This is a genomic window from Deefgea rivuli DSM 18356 (assembly GCF_000620145.1).
Taxonomy (GTDB): Bacteria; Pseudomonadota; Gammaproteobacteria; order Burkholderiales; family Chitinibacteraceae; genus Deefgea; species Deefgea rivuli.
In genome coordinates, this window is the sequence record NZ_JHVM01000003.1 from 253,910 (window position 1) to 273,637 (window position 19,728).

Genomic DNA, 19,728 nt, shown 5'->3' on the forward strand with positions numbered 1-19,728 from the left:
CAGAATTTAGCGTTGCGCTACTTTCTGCCCTGTACCAGCATCCCAATCGTACCAATTCTTCCACGCTCCATGGACTAAATTGGGATATTCAGCTTTACCCAAACTGCCGTTATATCGACCCAAAGCACGGAAATAATCGCCATTTTCGATATCCAGATAATGGCGCAAAATCGTACAGCCGTAACGTAAGCCCGTATTCATATCAAATAAATTATGCTCTGGGCTACCGATACTACGCTGCCAAAACGGCATCACCTGCATCAGACCCCGCGCACCAACCACACTCACGGCATAACGATTAAACCCGCTCTCCACATGGATTAATCCCATCACCAACTGGGGATCGAGTCCCGCACGCGTCGCCTCATAATGCACCGCAGTTAGCAATTTTCGACGCACAAACTCATCTGGAATACGTTTTTTCAAGCGCTCAGACATCTCACTCAACCACGCCTCCGCCTGCGCGGGCGTCGCAAAAATCAAACGCGGTTCGGCTCTATCACTAATCGAGCGTTGCAACGTCGTCTGCACCGACTGCGACAGAAGTTCCTCACGCTGCGCACCAGCAAACGCCAGAGGCGCCATCAAGCACGCAACAAAGCAAAATGATTGAAGCAGTTTCACGGATCAACAACCTTTATATTCGATTCATCTTTACAAATTTAGCCACAGCAGCACAAACCAACAATATTCGCTGACGTTTCAGCCGATCAAGGGCAAGATTAAAGCCTCCGGCATGCACCCCAGTAAAACCACAACGTATATGCTTGCAGCCATTACATTATAATGGCTGCAGAGCAATACCTATTATTACTGCACTACGCCTTGCAAAAATGCTTGTATTTCATTGAGCGCTACTTTCTGCATTTCACCAGCACGGCGTGCAACATACTCAACCATACCATCGGCCAAACCTTTATCACCAATCGTCACGCGATGCGGAATGCCGATTAATTCCATATCTGCAAACATCGAACCTGGGCGCTCGTTTCTATCATCGAGCAAGGCATCTACACCGGCGGCGATCAATTTTGCATACAAATCATCAGCCGCCGCTTTAACGGCTTCCGATTTATGGTAGCCCACCGCAACGACAGCAACGCTGAATGGCGCCATTGCTTCTGGCCAAATAATCCCGCGATCATCATGGTTTTGCTCAATTGCAGCCCCCACAATCCGCGACACACCAATGCCATAGCAGCCCATTTCCATCGCTTGCTGCGTATTTTGCTCGGTCACAAACACGCAATTCATCGCTTCTGAATATTTAGTGCGCAATTGGAAAATATGCCCCACTTCAATTCCACGGCACAATTCCAACACGCCGCCCTTGCCATCTGGGCAAGCATCGCCACTCACTACATTACGGATATCGGCCACAATAGTTGGCTCAGGCAAATCACGACCAAAGTTCACGCCAGCCAAATGGAATTTCGGTTTGTTTGCGCCGCAAATAAAATCGCTCATCGCCGCGACAGTTAAATCGCTGATCACGCGAATGCCGGCCGCAATTCCAACGGGACCAATAAATCCTGGTGGGCAAGATAAATTGCTGCGGATTTCTTCATCCGTTGCAAAGCGAAAATCTGCCATGCCTTCGAGCTTACCGATTTTCACTTCATTCAAACTATGATCGCCGCGCAACAAAGCTACGACAAATTCATTCGCCACCGTTACCAATGCGATCATTTTGACGGTACGCTCAATGCCAACCCCCAGCAAAGCGGCCACATCGGCGCACGCGGTTTGTTTTGGCGTGTCCACATCGCGCATTGTTTCAGCTGGCACAGCGCGCGGTGCGGCAGGCGAAAACGCTTCGGCCAACTCGACGTTAGCGGCGTAATCGCTCGTTGGGCAATAGGCGAGCAAATCTTCACCCGCATCAGCGAGCACATGAAATTCATGCGAGCCCGAGCCGCCAATCGCGCCCGTATCAGCCGCAACAGCACGGAATTTCAAACCCAAACGGGTAAAGACTTTGCTATACGCACCGTACATCACATCATAAGTTTGCTGCAGCGATTCAAATGACGCATGGAATGAATACGCATCTTTCATCATAAATTCACGCGCGCGCATCACGCCAAAACGCGGGCGGATTTCATCGCGGAATTTGGTTTGTACTTGGTAGAAATTGGCTGGCAATTGTTTGTACGAACGCAATTCGCTACGTGCAATATCGGTGATCACTTCTTCGTGGGTTGGGCCAAAACAGAACGAGCGCTCATGACGGTCGGTGATTTTGAGCATTTGCGGGCCAAACACCTCCCAACGACCTGTTTCTTGCCATAACTCGGCCGGTTGCACGGCGGGCATCAATAATTCTTGCGCACCAGCGGCATTCATTTCAGCGCGCACTACACCCTCTACTTTACGCAATACGCGCAAGCCCAATGGCATCCACGTATATAAACCTGAGCCCAAACGCTTAATCAAACCGGCGCGCAGCATCAATTTGTGCGACAACAACTCGGCCTCGGCAGGGGCTTCTTTTTTAGTAGAGATAAATAGTTGCGAAGTGCGCATGAGAAAGTCATTCCAAGAAAATAATTTAAGCAGTCAGCAATTGTACGCGATACCCGTTACGCTGGCAGCATCGCGCGCAATTGAACCTTAATCCGCAGTCGATGCAGCACGCTCAGCTTCAAGCTTCGCAACTTCTACCGCTTTCATTTCAGCACGTTTGACCGCGATTTTAGGACGCAATATATTCATCATGACCATATCGCGTGCCCACATCAAAAACAGCAACCACGCCACCAAAATCCCTGCATAGATCATATTTTCATCGCGAATCTGCGGCGCATAACGATCAACTAAGGGATTAATCACAAACTGCACACTGCCTAACACCGCCAGCAATAAAAAAACGGTCGACATGGCACGTTCTTTGATAAAAGTCCCGCGCAGTAGAACGCGCTGCTCCCAGCGCGTTAAACCTTGTAACTCAGGCACATCATCAGGGCGAATATAAAAACTCATTGCACTTCCTAGGAATGAAAAAACATTGCGCGCAATTATACAAGGCGAATCAATTTTCAACTTGAATAAAATTGCTGACACCGTAACGTCTGCTGTGGTATCAATTACGCACAATAATGAGGAGACCTGCCATGAAGCAATTAATTCAACCTTTTACTATTTTGGCGCTCAGTGCTTTTTTCTTGCACGGGCTGACACACGCAGAAGATGCCGTCGAAATAAAACGCGTTACCGCACCAGAACTCAGCATGGCAATGATGAAAGACGTCATCACCCCCCATTACGATCAGCTACAGCAAGCCAGCACGCAACTCGTTGCTAGCAGCAAACAGCTCTGTAACAAACCCAGCCCAGAAGCACTATCGAGCGCACGCAAAGCTTACTTAGCAACACTGATCGCTTGGCGAAAAATTGAAATCGCCCCGATTGGCCCAAGTAATAATGTAAACAATGGTCGGATTTTTGAATCCCCCGCAGCGCCATTGGCAGATTTAGTCGAACAAGGTAAACAAACGCCAGATCGCGCCATGGTCGATGGCGAAGCGCATTTTCACGGCATGAAATTGCCTGATGGCACCATAGGTATGCCAGCTATCGCTAGCTTACTATTCCACGGCACGACAAGCCAAACATTACAGCTTTTAAAACAAGATAAAAACTGCGCCTATTTGCAATGGCAAACCCAAGTCACAGCAAGACAAATTACCGTTCAGCAATACGAATGGACGGGGCTGATTCGCGGCGCGGCATATGATGTGTCGTACCCAGGTCAGTTTGTGACCGAATATTTAAACCGAATCATTGCGGGCGCCAGCAGCTTTCGCAACTTAAAGCTCAGCGGCGAAGCCGATAATTGGCAAGACGCAAAAACAGGTGCGACTGCAGCAGGAATTGCAGCCAATGTGCAAGGCCTTAAAATCTTGCTCGAAGGTAAGGACGGCGGCATTGGCTTAGACGATTACTTAATCTCGCGTGATAAAGCCGCGTTATGGCAAAAAGCCGCCAAACAACTAGCGCAACTCGAAGCCGCAAGCACTCAGCTGGATGCCAGCCCAAACGCAAAAACAGCTGAAAAAATCAATTTAGCGGCCGACCAGTTAGCCAATACACTTAAAACTGAAGTCGCCCCCGCGCTGAATATTCGAACTGAAAAGAAATAATAAAAAAGGCCAGCTTTACGCTGGCCTCTTTACTTCATCACGCAGGGATTAAATTTCGCCATCCACATCAAAGCGATTCTGGCCATGACCTTCTTGGGCAAACCAATAAATCAGCACAATCCAACCAATCACCGGCACAAGACCAATTAATTGCCACCAACCACTGCGGTTCGTATCATGCAAACGACGTGCGCCTACGGCAAGTGATGGCAACAAAGTCGCCAATGAAAACAACCCTGAAGCCACTTCGCTAAACATACCCAGCGCAATACTGACTAAAAACGTGAACAGCGCAAACCACCAGTATTCAGAACGAATTGCACGCCCTTTAAAATCGGCATATTTGCTAAAACAAATCTTAATTGATTCTTCAAATTTCATCACTCACACCACAAATAGATTTTAACGCCACCATCAAATCATCAAGTCCGGCACAAGGCAAGTGTAAGTAAATTATTCTGCCAGCGGTGGTGCCAATACGGTACGGTTGCCGCTCGTCTCCATCGAACTGACCAAGCCAGCGGCTTCCATTTGCTCGATCAAACGCGCCGCGCGGTTGTAACCAATGCGCATTTGCCGCTGCACGCCAGAAATCGAGGCGCGACGGCTTTTGAGCACCAAAGCGACCGCTTCGTCATAGAGTGGATCAGCTTCTTCGCCCTCACTGGCACCGCCCGACCAACCGCTGCTGCCGCCATCCTCACCGACCACTGGATGCAAGACACCTTCAACATAGTTTGGCTCGCCAAGCTGTTTCAGATACTCGACGACACAATGCACTTCGGCATCATCGACAAAAGCGCCATGAATTCGCGTTGGATAGCCGGTTCCCGGTGGCAAGAACAGCATATCGCCCTGCCCCAACAAGGCTTCCGCGCCCATTTGATCGAGAATTGTTCGGCTATCAATTTTACTCGACACTTGAAACGCCAAGCGCGTTGGAATATTGGCTTTAATCAGGCCGGTAATCACATCCACCGACGGGCGCTGCGTCGCCAAAATCAAATGTATCCCAGCGGCACGCGCTTTTTGTGCCAAGCGCGCGATCAATTCTTCGATTTTCTTCCCTGCGACCATCATCAAATCGGCAAACTCATCGACGACAACGACAATCAGCGGCAAGTGTTCGAGCGGCTCTGGATCTTCTGGCGTCAACGTAAATGGATTAGTCAGCTTGCGGCCTTTGGCAGCGGCATCAGCGACTTTTTGATTAAAGCCCGCCAAATTACGTACACCGAGCGCACTCAACAGCCGATAGCGTTTTTCCATTTCGCCAACACACCAGTTCAGCGCATTGGCGGCGAGTTTCATATCAGTGACCACGGGCGCAAGCAAATGCGGAATGCCTTCGTAAATCGACAATTCCAGCATTTTCGGATCGATCATAATAAAGCGCACTTCATCGGGCGTGGCTTTAAATAAAATCGACAAAATCATCGCATTCACGCCGACCGATTTACCCGACCCCGTCGTGCCGGCCACCAGCATATGCGGCGTTTTGGCCAAATCAGTCGCCACGGGTAGGCCAGTAATATCTTTACCAAGCGCAATCGTGATGGGAGAAGTTTGTTGATGATATTCCGGTGCAGATAAAATTTCGGACAAACGAATCATTTGCCTTGTTGGATTCGGTAGTTCCAAACCCATGCAGGTTTTACCCGGGATAGTTTCCACAACCCGCACTGCCGCGACGCCTAAAGAACGCGCCAAGTCTTTGGCTAAATTGACGACCTGTGCGCCGCGCACGCCCATCGCTGGCTCGACTTCAAAGCGGGTAATCACCGGACCTGCATAAGCATCAAGCACACTGACTTTGACTTTGAATTCAGTCAGTTTTTCTTCAATTAAAATACTACGTTCCAGTAAATCTTCAGCGGTCACGGTTTGCTTACTTACCAGCGGTGGGCGCAACAAATCGAGTGGCAAGCACAGACCATTTTCGCACTCGCCCCACGCTGAATTGGGCTTGGCGGCACTGCTTAACGAGCTTAATTCATCTGGACGCAAAAATTGTGCCGGACGAGTAATCGCCGCTGGAGCTGTGTTAAGGGGCGCGGCAACAGGGTAAAACTCAGGCTCAACGAATACTGACGGCATCGCTATAGGCGCTTCGAATGCCGTAACCAATTGCGGCTCAACTGCCAGAGGTGGTACAAAAGTAGAAATTGTAATATTTTCTACGGGTATATGAATGCAGGCAACATCAGGCAATGGCTGTATAGTAATACCCTGCTCTACTACGGCTCGGCGCATAATAACTGGCGGCGCTAACGGCGGTTTCACGCCAATAGGCAAGTGCGCTTGCGCTTGCACTGCTTTAGCACTTACCGCCGCAGACAAACTTGCAGCAGGCGCGCCGCGCTTGCTGCGCTCAACGGGAGCTGGCTTGGCATGAATTTCTTGCAGGCGGCTGCGAATTTCTGCAGGATCAATCACTGGCAATGCCGCAGGAGCGGCTTTACTCGGCATTTTTGCACCTTCGGCAGCCAATTTACGCTGGCTAATGGCTAAATTCTGCTGAATTTGCTGCAAATCAATCGTCGGCAATTCTTTGCGCCTTGGCATGGGCGAAAACTCAACCGGCTTTGGTATCACGGCTTCAATCACAGGCATTACTCGGGATTCAAACGAGTGTATCGATTTAGGCTGCGTTGCTGCTGATGCACTCATTTCTGCGCTCTGTTCGGTTTCAGGCCTTGTGCGGATTTGTTCACGGAAAACTTCGCCATGACTTGAAAAGCTAGCGAGCGCTGGCTTTGCAAGCGTTTTTTCTGACGGAGTTGCAGGTGGCAGCTCAAAATCAGGCTCTTCACGCATCGGCGCTGAGTCATGTGCATCACGCGATCCTAACTCTTTAATCATTCCCACCGCATGGCGCAATCCCGCCAAGCCTTTCTGTGCGACATTCACGACGGGCGACAGCGGCAATTCAAACACGCGATCTAGCGCAGGCCTACTTGGGTCGGACTCCTGATGCTGCTCTGCAGCTTGCTGCAGCACCTCATCTGACACATCGCCATCGAGTTTTTTATTTAAAGATTCAAACAAATTTTTAATTTTTTTCATTTTTTACGCAGTAGCAGAACGATCTAACACGACAAAATATTTACGCACAGCTTCAAGCACTTCAAAGCGCCCCACAAAACCCGCCGGAATCACCGCAGCTTCACCCGTGCTGACCACAACGCCCTCGCCCGCCTCATCCCACAAACATACTTTGCCTTCAATCACGCAGAAAAACTCTTCTTTATCAGCGGCAAACTGAATTTTCCACGCGCCCACTTCACAAGCCCAAATGCCACACGACAGCTGCTTGTCCGAACTTTCATAATGCGACCACGTTGTGCGTTGCGGATTTCCCGAAACCAAGCGATCGACTCTAGGCTGATCGAAAGTCGGCACAACAAGTGCATTAAAATGTGTAATTCCCACAACGGACTCCAGCGGCAAACCAAGTTCAAAAACAATTCCCCCACGAAAAACACGAAAACGGTCTATTTCTTGCAAGGACCTTAGCAATTAACTTTTTAGCTCGTTTGCTTTTCTTTCGTGCCTTTCGTGATCACAGGCTTTTAGTCTTGAAACGCACAATTATTCCAAATCGCTCGACCAGCCATCTGGCCGCATCAGTGCATTATCAAAGCGTGAATGCATCCCTTGGAACACCAGCGGAATTTTGCCGGTGGGACCATTCCGGTGCTTACCCAAAATGCATTCGGCGATGCCTTTAAACTGGCTGTCCGGATTGTAATACTCGTCACGATACAAAAACATAATCAAGTCGGCATCCTGCTCAATTGCGCCAGATTCACGCAAATCGGACATCATTGGACGTTTATCAGTCCGCTGCTCAACCGAACGGCTCAATTGCGACAGCGCAATAATCGGGCATTTCAGCTCCCGCGCGAGCCCTTTCAGCGAACGTGAAATTTCGCCCAACTCGGTCGCGCGATTTTGATCTTTTGCGCCTGAGCGACCGGCCATCAACTGCAAATAGTCGATCACGATCAAACCCAGCTGGCCACCGCACTGACGCGCCAACCGGCGTGATTTAGTCCTAATATCCAGCGCGGTTAGTGCGCCAGTTTCTTCAATAAAAATCGGTGCCTCAGACAGTTTACCGACGGCATGCGTCAAGCGTAGCCAATCGTCGTCTTCAAAACGGCCGGTTTTGAGCTTGTGCATATCGATCTTGCCGACCGACCCCACCATCCGCATCCCGAGCTGCGCGGCACCCATTTCCATCGAGAAAATCGCCACCGGTAATTTACTGTCAATTGCGACATTTTCGGCAATATTGATCGAAAATGCAGTTTTACCCATTGATGGACGACCTGCGACAATAATCAAATCGCCACCTTGCAGACCGGAAGTCATTTTATCCAGATCAATAAAACCCGTCGGCGTGCCGGTAATTTCAGAAGGATTGTCTTGTTGATAGAGATAATCGATACGCTCAACGATTTCTTTCAGGATGGGCGGCATCGCAAAAAAGCCCTGGCTGCCTTTTTGCGATTGCTCGGCAATCATAAACACGCGGGATTCCGCTTCATCGAGCAATTGCTTGGCATCGCGGCCATCGGGAAAGAATGTCGCATCAGCGATTTCAGTCGCGACGCTGGCCAACTGACGCATCACCGATTTTTCGCGAACGATTTCCGCGTAGCGGCGAATATTGGCCGCCGAGGGGGTATTTTGTACCAGCGAGCCTAGATAGGCGAGTCCACCGATATACATCAGGTCATTGGTCGTATCGAGCGACTCTTTAACCGTGATCACATCGGCTGGCCTATTGTGCTCCACCAGTTTTACAATCGCTTGATAAATGCGTCGATGATCTTCACGATAAAAATCACCATCGCCAATCACGTCGGCAATTTTATCGAATGCCTGATTGTCGAGCATCAAACCACCGAGCACCGATTGCTCTGCTTCAACCGAGTGCGGCGGGATGCGATACACCGCGGTTTCGTCCTGCTGACGCGCATCGCTTCTATAGCTCGCTTGCGCCTCGTTCACTTGGTCGGTACGATAATCAGTCATTTATCAATCACAGGGTAAATTAGCTCGCTATTTTACCCTCTCAAAGCCATGCAGTGTTTACGCAAATCAGTTCTAGTTTCCCATTCAGCGCAAGAAATGTTCGATTTAGTCGATCGCGTTGAAGATTACCCTCGATTTCTGCCTTGGTGCGGCGGCGTGGAAGTTCACGAACGCAGTGATGAGGTCTTGGATGTAACTATTAAAATTGAGTTTTTAAAGGTCAGTACCTTTTTTCGCACCCGCGACACCAAATCAAACAATGAAATTGTGATGCACTTTGTCGACGGCCCGTTCAAGGCGTTGACCGGCATCTGGCGCTTTACGCCGCTAATGGAAGACGCCTGCAAAATCGAGTTTGAATTGGATTATGAATTTTCTAATCGCACGCTCGATGCGATTATCGGCCCTGTCTTTGGCAAAATTACGTCGACCTTTGTGGATGCTTTTGTGAAAGAAGCGGATAGAAAATTCGGCTAATTTCAATCTTTACTGGGTATACCAATCCAAGCCAATTAAAACATACCCGCCAAGGCAATACCCAAACAAACCATCTTAGGGGTTTTTATGAGCGAATTCATTACCGTTGAAGTCGTCTACGCAACGCCTCAAAAACAAAAACTGTGTAGCGTCAAAGTAGCTAACGGCAGCACGGCACAAGAAGCCATTCAAAAATCAGGAATTTTGAGCGAATTTCCTGAGATCGACTTATCAACACAAAAGATCGGCATCTTTGCCAAAGCCGTCAAGCTAGATACCGTTTTGCGCGAAAAAGATCGCGTAGAAATCTACCGCCCCTTGATTGCCGACCCAAAAGAAGTTCGCCGCCAGCGCGCCGAAGCGGGAAAGGTGATGAAAAAAGGTGGTGGGGAGGCTTAATACGGGCGGAGATTGGCCTCCAATTCAACAACTAGCCTAAAATAAATAAAGCAATTGCATCAGCAAACTACTACGGGTTTTACTTTACGCGAATAACTCATTCGATTAGCATCGATCAGCCCAAAAAGCCAAGTTTTTACCATGTCGACTTTTTAAACGGATCGCAGCTAATGTCAGCAAAAAAAACGCCCTCAGTAATGCTTATGCTCATTGCTCTATTTGTAGGCTCTACGCTTTATTTTTCAGGAGAGTCCATTTACCGTAGTCAAGCCACTGAACAGGCTCGTACAGTGGCTGATTTGGTGGAAAATATAGGCAAATGGGCGTCCCAATATCGTGGACTTTGGGTTAAGGACAGTAAAGGTAAACAAATCGACCTCGGCTCTCACCTTGACACATTAGTGGTCACCCCTTCAGTAGCAAACAATAGTGAAATTACGCCTGAAGAAGCCAACGACATCATGCAATTTCACTTGAAGAACCCCGCTTTAATTCAACGTGAAATCTCTGATTTAACCGAAAAATCGGCCTCAACCACCAAATTCAGAATTACATCTGACAAATACATGAACCCTAAAAATGCACCCAATGCATTTGAAACTCATGCGATAAATGAGATCAGAAAAACCAACGCCCGCGAACTTACCAAGGTTGAAAATGGTGAATTACACTACGCTCGCGCCTTGGTTGCCACAGAAGCCTGCATGCGCTGCCACGATACAGCCGCAAAAGCACCAGCAGCCGTGCGCGATTTGTATCCAGATCAAGGATACGGCTATGAAGTTGGTAAAGTGGCTGGCGTAATCGCCGTCACTATTCCATATCAATACTCGCCTCAAACATTACTAAACGGTTTTGATTTATGGGCTTGGCTTTCCTTCGCTGGCCTATTGCTCGTTCTTGCCATCGCATTTAGAAGCAAATCTTCCAAGTAAAATAAGCAATCCACTCCGTTTCTACACAAAAATGCGCAGAAGCGGAGTTTCCACTCAACATACCCCTTGCAGGTATATCAGAAGCAGCCTAATATACCCTTCATGGGTATGAGTCAGAACACTCTCTTTGCAAGTGCCTCTATCGACATACCCATTGAGAGATTGGCGCGTATTCGATACAGCCGTTGGTTGCGCTTGGATGAATGACCCAAACGATCATTAATGCCACTTTCAAATCGCGCAAAAATACGGTAGTGCGGGCAAGACCATGGAGTATCAATGAACACCACAAGCATTGAAATTCAAATTGAAGGAATGACGTGCGGGGGCTGTACAGCTCGCGTAACACGCGCCCTACAAGCCGTGACAGGGGTGCAGTCGGCCAATGTCACTTTAAACCCTGGTGCGGCACAGATCGTGTTCGACGCCAATCAAACCAGCCGTTTATCGCTGGAAACCACCCTAGAGGAAGCTGGATATGCCATCAAGCACTAAGAAAGCCCAAGATAAAACTCAAATGCCACGCCCTAACAAAGATTTGTTAGTTAAGCGCCTGAACCGCATCGTCGGCCAAGTATCGGGCATCACCCGCATGGTTGAAGAAGAAAAATACAGCGGCGACATTTTGAATCAAGTGGCTGCCGCACGCTCAGCGCTTGATGCTTTGGGCTTGATCTTGCTCGAACAACAAACCCAAGATTGCATCGCTCAAGCCCTTAAAACGGGCAAAGGCGAAGAAGCTGCAGCGCAATTGATGCAAGTTGTGAAAAAAGTACGCGGTTAATTGATTACTGAAAAAATCCCGCATTTATGCGGGATTTTTTACGTCATTTAATGCTCAATGCTAGATAGGTATTGCCATGTATTCTTTTAAAATAAAAGCCTACATACATATACCCACTCAAATTTATATTCACATCCACTACCATATTTAGCCCTAGCCAACATTTAAATAATCTTCTTTAGCCAACGTCTTTTCAAGCCACTCTGAAAATCAAGCAGATCATCAGTACCACAATGCGCTTCAAAAAACTTACAACACCAAAGTAAAATTATAAACCAATAGTATATTGATTTATGCCATTTGAAATATAGACTCTATAGATATACACCCTCAAAAAAATAGAATCACGCGCTATTGAAACGGTAAAACCGGCTCAAAAACCACGCTACAACACAGCAATACTGACAATAAAAACATAAAATAAATACATTTAAATTCAGTCATTTATTTGGTTTTGATCTAACTTTAAGAAAGCTATTCTTAAGGAATACATCATGCTGGATACTCAACTGCTCCGCACACCCGTGATCATGATTGTCGATGATCAAGTGAGCAATATCCGCATTCTGCGCGAAGCGGTACATGATTTAGGTGACATTTACTTTGCGGTTGATGGTGAGTCGGCACTGAGCTTGGCGCAAAAATGCTTGCCTGATGTGGTGTTGCTCGATATTGAAATGCCCGGCATGGACGGCTTTGCCGTCTGCCAAGCGCTCAAAGCAGATCCAAGACTCGCCGATGTGGCCGTTATTTTCGTCACCGCTCACACCAATAGCGCCGAAGAACTGCGAGCACTGGAATACGGTGGCGTGGATTTTCTGTCCAAGCCTTTAAATGTGCCTGTTGCGCGAGCGCGAATTAAAACGCAATTGGCGCTACGCAAAGAAACCCAGCAATTAGCACTGGCACGACGCGACCTAGAAGATGTGATTCATCATTTGCCAGCATTCGTCGCCTATTGGCAAACCGATTTGCAATGCGTATTTTGCAATGATTTGAGTGGCCGCTGGTTTGGCTTCCCCGCACAAAAGATGCTCGGCCAATCCATGCGCAAAGTGATTGGTGAAAGTAACTTCCTCGCCATCAATATGTACCTGCAAACCGTATTGGACGGAAAACTCACCTCATTTGATATTACGCTGCAGCGCGCCGATGGTGATGTTTTGTATGGACAAGCCACGTTGGTAGCGCGCGTCGTCGATGACGTTTGCTTAGGTTTTTTAATGTTGCTCGTCGACATTACCGACCGAAAAGTGGCTGAATCGGCTTTGTTTGAAGAAAAAGAACGAATCCGCGTTACGCTTAATTCAATTGGTGATGCCGTCATTGCAACCAATCAGCAAGGAGAAGTGACCTTTGTTAATCCCATCGCCGAATCCTTAACGGGCTGGCTTGAGCATGATGCTTTAGGCAAACCCATCGAGGTCGTGATGCCGCTACGTGACGGCAGTGACGAGTTTGACTTACAAAATCCAATTCGCTTTGCCTTAAATGAAAATCGCTCTGTCGGTATGGCGTTGAACTGCAAATTAAAACGCTGGGATGGTGTGTTATTAGATGTTGAAGATTCCGCCGCACCGATTCGGAATCAAACCGGCGAAGTGACTGGTGCAATCGTGGTCTTTCACGACATCAGTGAAGCACGAGCGATGGCCGTCAAAATGACGCACTTGGCCTATCACGATGCGTTAACCGACTTACCCAATCGGATGCTGCTGCAAGATCGAATCGTTCAAGCCATTCAGCAAGCTGCGCGTAGTCAAGAGCGCGTTGCCATGCTGGTATTGGATTTGGATAATTTCAAAAGCATTAATGACACGATGGGACACGCAACAGGAGATCATTTACTACAACAAGTTGCACAACGCCTGCGCGGCGCTTGCCGCTCAGTCGATACAGTTAGCCGCCAAGGTGGCGATGAATTCATCATGCTTTTACCCGAAGTCATCAGCTTTGAAATGGTCGGTGATATTGCACTCAAAGTACTCAATCTGATTGCCGAGCCTTTTTGGATCGACGAACGACGCTATGATTTATCGGCATGCATCGGCGTCAGCCTATACCCAGAAGACAGCAATGACGCCGAAGCCCTGTATCGCCACTCAGATTCAGCAATGCATCAAGCCAAGCAATTAGGCCGCAATCGCTTTCAATTTTTCTCGTCCGACATTGAACACAATATGCGATCACGGCATTTGCTCGAACAGCATATGCGCCAAGCCTTAGAAGATGAAGTATTCGAAGTGTTCTATCAGGCCAAAGTCGATGCGCGGCAACAAAAAATTGTCGGCGTTGAAGCGCTCACGCGCTGGAGAAAAGGTGACTTTCTAGTTTCGCCAGCCGATTTCATTCCATTGGCAGAAGAAACTGGCTTGATTGTGCCCATGGGTAAATATGTACTTCAGCAAGCTTGTCTTGACGCCGTCGCATGGCATCAACAGGGTTACCCGATCACCATCAGCGTTAATATTTCAGCGGTGCAATTTCGTGAACCCACCTTCCTAGGTATGGTGACCGATATGCTCGCGATGACAAAAATTCGGCATGATTTATTAGAGCTAGAAATCACCGAAAGTGTCTTAGCACAGGATATTTACACCGCACAAGACACCTTGCAAACCTTGAGGCAATTGGGTGTTCGCGTTGCGATTGATGACTTTGGCACGGGTTACTCTAGCCTGTCCTATTTAAAACGTTTGCCGCTGGATGTTTTGAAAATTGACCAAAGTTTTGTCAATGAAATGCTGACTAGCAAAAATGACACTGCGATTGTCGAAGCCATCGTGAAATTGGGATCGACACTGGGGCTTGAATTAGTCGCCGAAGGCGTTGAAACCCAAGAGCAAGCCACAGCACTACTCTCCATTGGTTGCCACATTATCCAAGGCTACCTCTACTGCCGGCCCATCCCATATTCAGAAATGACGACTTTAATACAACAAGGCATTAGCCTTCCAACGTTGACCGAACCTTAAATTATGCTCAACTTTCAGCGTTTACCTCGTGCCTACCACTATGGCGCAATCACTTTCTTACTCGGCGTATTGCTAACTAGCGTATTAGCTTGGCTGCTCGTTCAGCGTAATCATCAATACGTTCAAGCTAGCATCGCCAAAGTCACAGACGAGATAACAGAGCAAGTTTTATCACGATTTAAGTTATATCAATATGGTTTACGAGGGATGCGCGGCAGCATTCTAACCGCAGGCCCAGCGCTCAATCGCCAAGTCATTACGGCTTACAGCAAAACCAGAAGCCCAGAGCAAGAGTTCCCCGGCGCCCGAGGTTTTGGCTTTATTCGTCGTGTACCCCAATCCCAAGAAGCAGCATTTTTAGCACAAGCTAAAAAAGACGGCTGGCCACAGTTTTACATTCACCAATTTACGCCACATCAAGGCGAACGCTTCGTCATTCAATACATTGAGCCAATAGCGACCAACCTGCCCGCAATCGGGCTAGATATCGCTTCTGAGCCGAAACGACGAGCCGCAGCACTGTCGGCCATTCAAAGTGGCGAAGTCAGATTAACGCCACCGATCACTTTAGTTCAAGCATCGGGCGACCTTGAACAATCATTCTTAATTTTATTGCCAATTTTCCCTGATGGCGTTATTCCTCCCAGCATTGCAGAGCGTGAAGCTAAAGCCATAGGCTGGAGTTTTGCCCCGCTTCTGATGGAAGAAGTCTTAGCCAATTTAAACCTTAATCGAGCCCAACTGCGCTTACTACTGACCGACATCACCAGCGGTGCGGGGGTGAAGTTTTACGATTCCGCTTTAGATACAAAAAACCCACTGCCTGATGCCTATACACAAACCAAGCAGATTCAAATTTTTGGCCGAACGTGGCTAGTGCAGCTCAGCGCTCATCCTGAGTTTGTCAGCAGTTTGCACTTAACCTCACCTTATCAATTGATGCTTTTGGGCGTTTTACTCAGCCTATTACTCGCAAGCCTTGTCACCGTATTGTCGATTAATCGACGACGTAATCACGAACTACAATCCGAACAACAACGCCTTGCCGCAATTGTTTCAAGCTCAGCAGATGGGATTATCGGCAAGACTTGTGATGGCGTGATCACCGATTGGAATCCTGCAGCAGCACAATTATTTGGTTATTCCGCCGCCGAAGCGCTAGGTCAGCGCATGATCGATTTATTGGTTCCCCCAGAACTACACGCCGAAGAAGTCGATATTTTGCGCCGTATCAATCGTGGACAACACGTGCCGCATTTCCAAACTCAGCGGCGTTGCCGTGATGGGCGCTTACTGGATGTTTCTGTAACCGTCTCCCCAATACTGAATGCACAAGGCAAAGTGATTGGCGCGTCTAAAACAATTCGAGATGTTAGCCAGCAAAAAATCGCCGAACAACGTATCCACGAGCTCAACAGCAATTTAGAAACGCTCGTTTTACAACGAACCACCGAACTCAGTCGCGTGAATTTGTTATTGAGTAATGTGCTCCATGCCGCAACAGAAGTTTCAATCATTGCCACCGATGCCGATGGCCTTATTACGGTGTTTAATCGGGGTGCAGAACGTTTATTAGGCTATTGCGGAGCAGATTTAATCGGGCGCCCCGCTGCGGGTTTATTTCATTTAGCCGAGGAAATGATTGCGCGTGGGATCGAATTGAGCGCTGAATATGGCGAAGAAATCACAGGCTTCCAAGTCTTCGTTTACAAGCCCATTTTAGAAGGTGCAGAAACACGCGAGTGGACTTATGTGCATCACGATGGAAGTCACATTCCCGTCAGTTTATCCGCGACGGCGATGCGAAATGACACGGGGGAAATCATAGGTTATTTGGGTATTGCTATTGATATTCGTGAACGCAAAGCTGCCGAGCAGCGCTTAGCCAGTAGCCTGAATACCAATCAAGCGATTTTGGATACCGTCGTCAATCCAGTAATCACAATCGATCGCCAAGGCCTATTGTGTTCATTTAACCCTGCGGCCGAACGTGTGTTTGGTTTAAGCGCTGCGGCGGCAATCGGTCAAACCTTCAGTCAATTAATCCCTGAGCTACTAGAACAACACCCTGATTCTAATTTAACGCCTTATTTAACCGGCGAAGTCGACGCCTTAAATGAACAAGGTTGGGAAGTTCAAGCGCAACGCAAAGATGGCACGCGCTTTGCTGCGCAACTGAGCTTAGGCGGAATGCTATCAAATGGTGAGCGCAAAGTGGTCGGCGTTATCACCGACTTATCTCTCATGCAAAAACAACAAGCTGAAGTTTTAGCGGTACGCGATCAATTGCAATTGGCTGCCGAAGTCGCAGAGCTTGGCGTCTGGAGCTGGATATTGGCCGAAGATGCTCTGCTTTGGAACGATAGAATGTTCGAATTTTATGATCAACCCATCGCGCTGCGTGAACAAGGTTTGCGTTACCAACATTGGTACGAACGCGTTCACCCTGATGATGTTGACGCGACTGCAGCGTGCTTGATGGCGGCGGTTGAAGGCAAAGGCGACTACACACCGATCTTCCGCATTGTTCGCAGCAATGGTGAAGTGCGCTATATGCAAGCCGGTGCACAAATTGAACGCGATGCGCAAGGCAATGCCATTCGGGTCACCGGGATTAATCGCGACATTACGATTCAGCGCGAGCTTGAAGCACGATTGCGCGACGCCAAAGAGCAAGCCGATGCAGCGAGTGCAGCCAAATCGTCTTTCCTTGCCAATATGAGCCATGAAATCCGTACCCCGATGAATGCCGTTTTAGGCATGCTGCAATTGATCCGGCAAACTGAACTCAATCAGCGGCAGCAAGATTACATTGTGAAAGCACAAGGTGCGGCGACGGCGTTGCTCGGCCTGCTCAATGATATTTTGGACTACTCCAAGATCGAAGCTGGCAAATTACAACTTGACCCTCATCCGTTTGAACTTGAAGCCTTAATGCGCAATCTGGCGATTGTGTTGCCAAGCAATCAAGGCAAAGAAGACGTTGAGGTTATGTTCGATATCGATCCAGATTTACCACAACAAATGCTAGGCGACAGTTTACGGCTCTTACAAGTCCTCATTAATCTCAGCGGCAATGCTTTGAAGTTCACGCAGCACGGCCTAGTGCAAGTACAAGTCAAAGCACTACAGCGCCGCAATGATGCGATCCAACTGCACATTGCCGTTAAAGATACAGGCATTGGTATCAGCGCCGAACAACAAACGAGGATTTTTAATGGCTTCACTCAAGCCGAAGCCTCCACTGCGCGGCGCTTTGGTGGCACAGGCCTAGGCTTGGTGATTAGCCAACGTTTGGTTGCACTGATGGGCGGCGAGCTGCAATTAGAAAGCGAACTGGGGCAAGGCAGTTGCTTTAGTTTTGATTTATGGCTCCCCGTCATTGATGCCGCACCTTTAGTGACGTGGTCCGATTTGCCTACGCTGCCGCTCAAAGTACTGGTTGTTGAAGACAATTCAATGGTTGCCGAGCTGATTTTGCGAATTATCGCCGCACTAGGTTGGCAGGCGCAGCATGCCATTAATGGAATGGATGCCATTCAAGCGGTGCAAACGGCAAGGCAAGAAGGCCAGCATTTTGAGCTGGTGCTGATGGATTGGAAAATGCCGGGCTTAGATGGACTCAGTGCCGCGCGACTGATCTTAAAAGATTGCGTATTAGCACCCCCACCCATGGTGATTATGCTGACCGCTTACGACAAAGAAATGCTACTCGCCGCATTACATGATGAAGATATGCCTTTTGTTGACTCTTTAACCAAGCCAGTCACACCACAACAATTATTGCTGTCGGTACAAAAAGCGTTAGCAGGCCAATCGGCGATCGCCTTGCCGATACGAGAAAAAAAATCTTATCCATTGAATGGCCTGCACTTACTCGTTGTCGAAGACAATGCACTCAACCGCCAGATTGCCTACGAATTACTCACTGGAGAAGGCGCAACGGTCGCCGTTGCCGAAGGAGGTTTGTCTGGCGTTGCACAGGTACTCAGTGCCGAACTCAATTTAGATGCCGTACTAATGGACGTGCAAATGCCCGATATTGATGGCTTAGAAGCAACGCGGCGAATCCGGGCTGACGGACGCTTTGCCCATTTACCCATCATTGCAATGACCGCCAATGCATCGCAAACCGATCGCCAAGCGTGCTTAGATGCAGGAATGAACGAGCACGTCGGTAAACCCGTCGATTTGCCACAGCTTATTCATGTGTTACTTCATCAAACGGGCCACATCGCCCAACAAGATCCTGCGGCACAAGCCGACCTGTCTGCCGTCGTCGAACCATTGGCCTCTATATTGTTACGCTTTGGCGGCAATGAAAAACTGTATCGCACTGTACTGAAAAATTTCCATGCCGAGATGAATACGCTCATCCAAGCATTGCTCGCAACGATAGACCTCCAAAATGTCAGCGTCGCAGTGCAGACACTTCATGCCATCAAGGGCAGCGCAGGAACCTTGGGAGCTCGTGCCTTATCAAACCGAGCGGCAGCACTTGAGCAACAGCTTAAATACGCCATTGAGCCACCACTCGCAGAATACCTAAACCCATCAGCATTAAGCGAGCTAGAGCAATTACTCATTGATTCAGACCTATTGCTAAACGCACAGTTAAGTGAGCGTGGCGTTTCCCAAATACAAAAAGCAATCACCTTGTCGGAACAGAGCGTGCAACAACGCTTACTTGAATTACAACCGCTACTTGAATCTGGCAATATGCGTGCGCTGATGTTAATAGATGCTTGGTCACAAGAGCTAGGCCATTCCATACCCGCGCAGTTTATTCAATTAAACTCACAAATACAGTCGCTCAATTTCTCTGCGGCAGAAGTGACGCTACAAACTTGGCTCGCTAGCTTGTAATGCAGAGTAACGTAAAAAGCCGCGAGACTCTTGATCTAGCGGCTTTTATTTTACATCATAGGTATATAGCTGTAGAACTTACTTAATAAAGCCTACGTCAATATACC

Annotated in this window: 14 protein-coding genes and 1 pseudogene; 8 read left to right on the forward strand and 7 right to left on the reverse strand. The window is 48.3% G+C overall.

Translation table 11 applies throughout. The features are described from left to right. Nucleotides 1-6: 6 nt before the first annotated feature. From Q320_RS0101175 to Q320_RS0101185, 3 genes are all read right to left on the reverse strand, one after another. Nucleotides 7-624, reverse strand: a complete 618-nt coding sequence (locus tag Q320_RS0101175; protein WP_035851626.1) for a lytic transglycosylase domain-containing protein — start codon at nucleotides 622-624, stop codon at nucleotides 7-9. Nucleotides 625-810: 186 nt separating this feature from the next. Then, the gene (locus Q320_RS0101180; protein WP_027467482.1) at nucleotides 811-2,526 is read right to left on the reverse strand and encodes a proline--tRNA ligase; all 1,716 of its coding nucleotides are present in this window, start codon (nucleotides 2,524-2,526) and stop codon (nucleotides 811-813) included. A gap of 87 nt (nucleotides 2,527-2,613) precedes the next feature. Further along, the gene (locus tag Q320_RS0101185; RefSeq protein ID WP_027467483.1) at nucleotides 2,614-2,982 is read right to left on the reverse strand and encodes a hypothetical protein; all 369 of its coding nucleotides are present in this window, start codon (nucleotides 2,980-2,982) and stop codon (nucleotides 2,614-2,616) included. Nucleotides 2,983-3,113: 131 nt separating this feature from the next. Here Q320_RS0101185 and Q320_RS0101190 point away from each other — a divergent pair, with 131 nt between their 5' ends. Then, complete coding sequence (locus Q320_RS0101190) at nucleotides 3,114-4,142, forward strand: imelysin family protein (protein WP_027467484.1); 1,029 nt, start codon at nucleotides 3,114-3,116, stop codon at nucleotides 4,140-4,142. 48 nt (nucleotides 4,143-4,190) lie between these two features. Here Q320_RS0101190 and Q320_RS0101195 read toward each other — a convergent pair whose 3' ends face one another. From Q320_RS0101195 to dnaB, 4 genes and pseudogenes are all read right to left on the reverse strand, one after another. Beyond that, nucleotides 4,191-4,523 carry a DUF805 domain-containing protein gene (locus Q320_RS0101195; protein ID WP_027467485.1) on the reverse strand — a complete coding sequence of 111 codons (333 nt, stop codon included), beginning with the start codon at nucleotides 4,521-4,523 and terminating at the stop codon, nucleotides 4,191-4,193. Between the two features lie 72 nt (nucleotides 4,524-4,595). Next, nucleotides 4,596-6,059, reverse strand: a pseudogene (locus Q320_RS22290) (DNA translocase FtsK); the annotation flags it as partial. Between the two features lie 1,152 nt (nucleotides 6,060-7,211). After that, complete coding sequence (locus Q320_RS0101205) at nucleotides 7,212-7,574, reverse strand: cupin domain-containing protein (RefSeq protein ID WP_027467486.1); 363 nt, start codon at nucleotides 7,572-7,574, stop codon at nucleotides 7,212-7,214. 159 nt (nucleotides 7,575-7,733) lie between these two features. Continuing rightward, a complete protein-coding gene (gene dnaB / locus Q320_RS17940; RefSeq protein WP_051534360.1) occupies nucleotides 7,734-9,185 on the reverse strand; it encodes a replicative DNA helicase in 1,452 nt (483 codons plus the stop codon). A 48-nt stretch (nucleotides 9,186-9,233) separates the two neighbouring features. On the opposite strand from dnaB, the gene Q320_RS0101215 reads away from it, so the two are divergent. From Q320_RS0101215 to Q320_RS0101245, 7 genes are all read left to right on the forward strand, one after another. Further along, a complete protein-coding gene (locus Q320_RS0101215; protein ID WP_027467487.1) occupies nucleotides 9,234-9,662 on the forward strand; it encodes a type II toxin-antitoxin system RatA family toxin in 429 nt (142 codons plus the stop codon). Between the two features lie 87 nt (nucleotides 9,663-9,749). Continuing rightward, nucleotides 9,750-10,061, forward strand: coding sequence for an RnfH family protein (locus Q320_RS0101220; protein ID WP_027467488.1), 312 nt, complete (start codon nucleotides 9,750-9,752; stop codon nucleotides 10,059-10,061). 170 nt (nucleotides 10,062-10,231) lie between these two features. Next, nucleotides 10,232-10,996, forward strand: a complete 765-nt coding sequence (locus tag Q320_RS0101225; RefSeq protein ID WP_027467489.1) for a Tll0287-like domain-containing protein — start codon at nucleotides 10,232-10,234, stop codon at nucleotides 10,994-10,996. A gap of 279 nt (nucleotides 10,997-11,275) precedes the next feature. Continuing rightward, a complete protein-coding gene (locus Q320_RS0101230; protein ID WP_027467490.1) occupies nucleotides 11,276-11,491 on the forward strand; it encodes a heavy-metal-associated domain-containing protein in 216 nt (71 codons plus the stop codon). Continuing rightward, nucleotides 11,475-11,780 carry a metal-sensitive transcriptional regulator gene (locus Q320_RS0101235; RefSeq protein ID WP_027467491.1) on the forward strand — a complete coding sequence of 102 codons (306 nt, stop codon included), beginning with the start codon at nucleotides 11,475-11,477 and terminating at the stop codon, nucleotides 11,778-11,780. The genes Q320_RS0101230 and Q320_RS0101235 overlap by 17 nt, the downstream gene beginning before the upstream one ends. Nucleotides 11,781-12,274: 494 nt before the next feature. Beyond that, complete coding sequence (locus Q320_RS0101240; protein ID WP_035851630.1) at nucleotides 12,275-14,755, forward strand: two-component system response regulator; 2,481 nt, start codon at nucleotides 12,275-12,277, stop codon at nucleotides 14,753-14,755. 3 nt (nucleotides 14,756-14,758) lie between these two features. Next, nucleotides 14,759-19,621, forward strand: coding sequence for a PAS domain S-box protein (locus Q320_RS0101245; protein ID WP_027467493.1), 4,863 nt, complete (start codon nucleotides 14,759-14,761; stop codon nucleotides 19,619-19,621). Nucleotides 19,622-19,728: the final 107 nt, after the last annotated feature.

What these genes read in the sequence shown, in the direction of transcription:
- Q320_RS0101180 (WP_027467482.1), bottom strand. Translation starts at nt 2,526, where the DNA reads ATGCGCACTTCGCAACTATTTATCTCTACTAAAAAAGAAGCCCCTGCC.
- Q320_RS0101185 (WP_027467483.1), bottom strand. Translation starts at nt 2,982, where the DNA reads ATGAGTTTTTATATTCGCCCTGATGATGTGCCTGAGTTACAAGGTTTA.
- Q320_RS0101190 (WP_027467484.1), top strand. Translation starts at nt 3,114, where the DNA reads ATGAAGCAATTAATTCAACCTTTTACTATTTTGGCGCTCAGTGCTTTT.
- Q320_RS0101195 (WP_027467485.1), bottom strand. Translation starts at nt 4,523, where the DNA reads ATGAAATTTGAAGAATCAATTAAGATTTGTTTTAGCAAATATGCCGAT.
- dnaB (WP_051534360.1), bottom strand. Translation starts at nt 9,185, where the DNA reads ATGACTGATTATCGTACCGACCAAGTGAACGAGGCGCAAGCGAGCTAT.
- Q320_RS0101215 (WP_027467487.1), top strand. Translation starts at nt 9,234, where the DNA reads ATGCAGTGTTTACGCAAATCAGTTCTAGTTTCCCATTCAGCGCAAGAA.
- Q320_RS0101220 (WP_027467488.1), top strand. Translation starts at nt 9,750, where the DNA reads ATGAGCGAATTCATTACCGTTGAAGTCGTCTACGCAACGCCTCAAAAA.
- Q320_RS0101225 (WP_027467489.1), top strand. Translation starts at nt 10,232, where the DNA reads ATGTCAGCAAAAAAAACGCCCTCAGTAATGCTTATGCTCATTGCTCTA.
- Q320_RS0101230 (WP_027467490.1), top strand. Translation starts at nt 11,276, where the DNA reads ATGAACACCACAAGCATTGAAATTCAAATTGAAGGAATGACGTGCGGG.
- Q320_RS0101235 (WP_027467491.1), top strand. Translation starts at nt 11,475, where the DNA reads ATGCCATCAAGCACTAAGAAAGCCCAAGATAAAACTCAAATGCCACGC.
- Q320_RS0101240 (WP_035851630.1), top strand. Translation starts at nt 12,275, where the DNA reads ATGCTGGATACTCAACTGCTCCGCACACCCGTGATCATGATTGTCGAT.
- Q320_RS0101245 (WP_027467493.1), top strand. Translation starts at nt 14,759, where the DNA reads ATGCTCAACTTTCAGCGTTTACCTCGTGCCTACCACTATGGCGCAATC.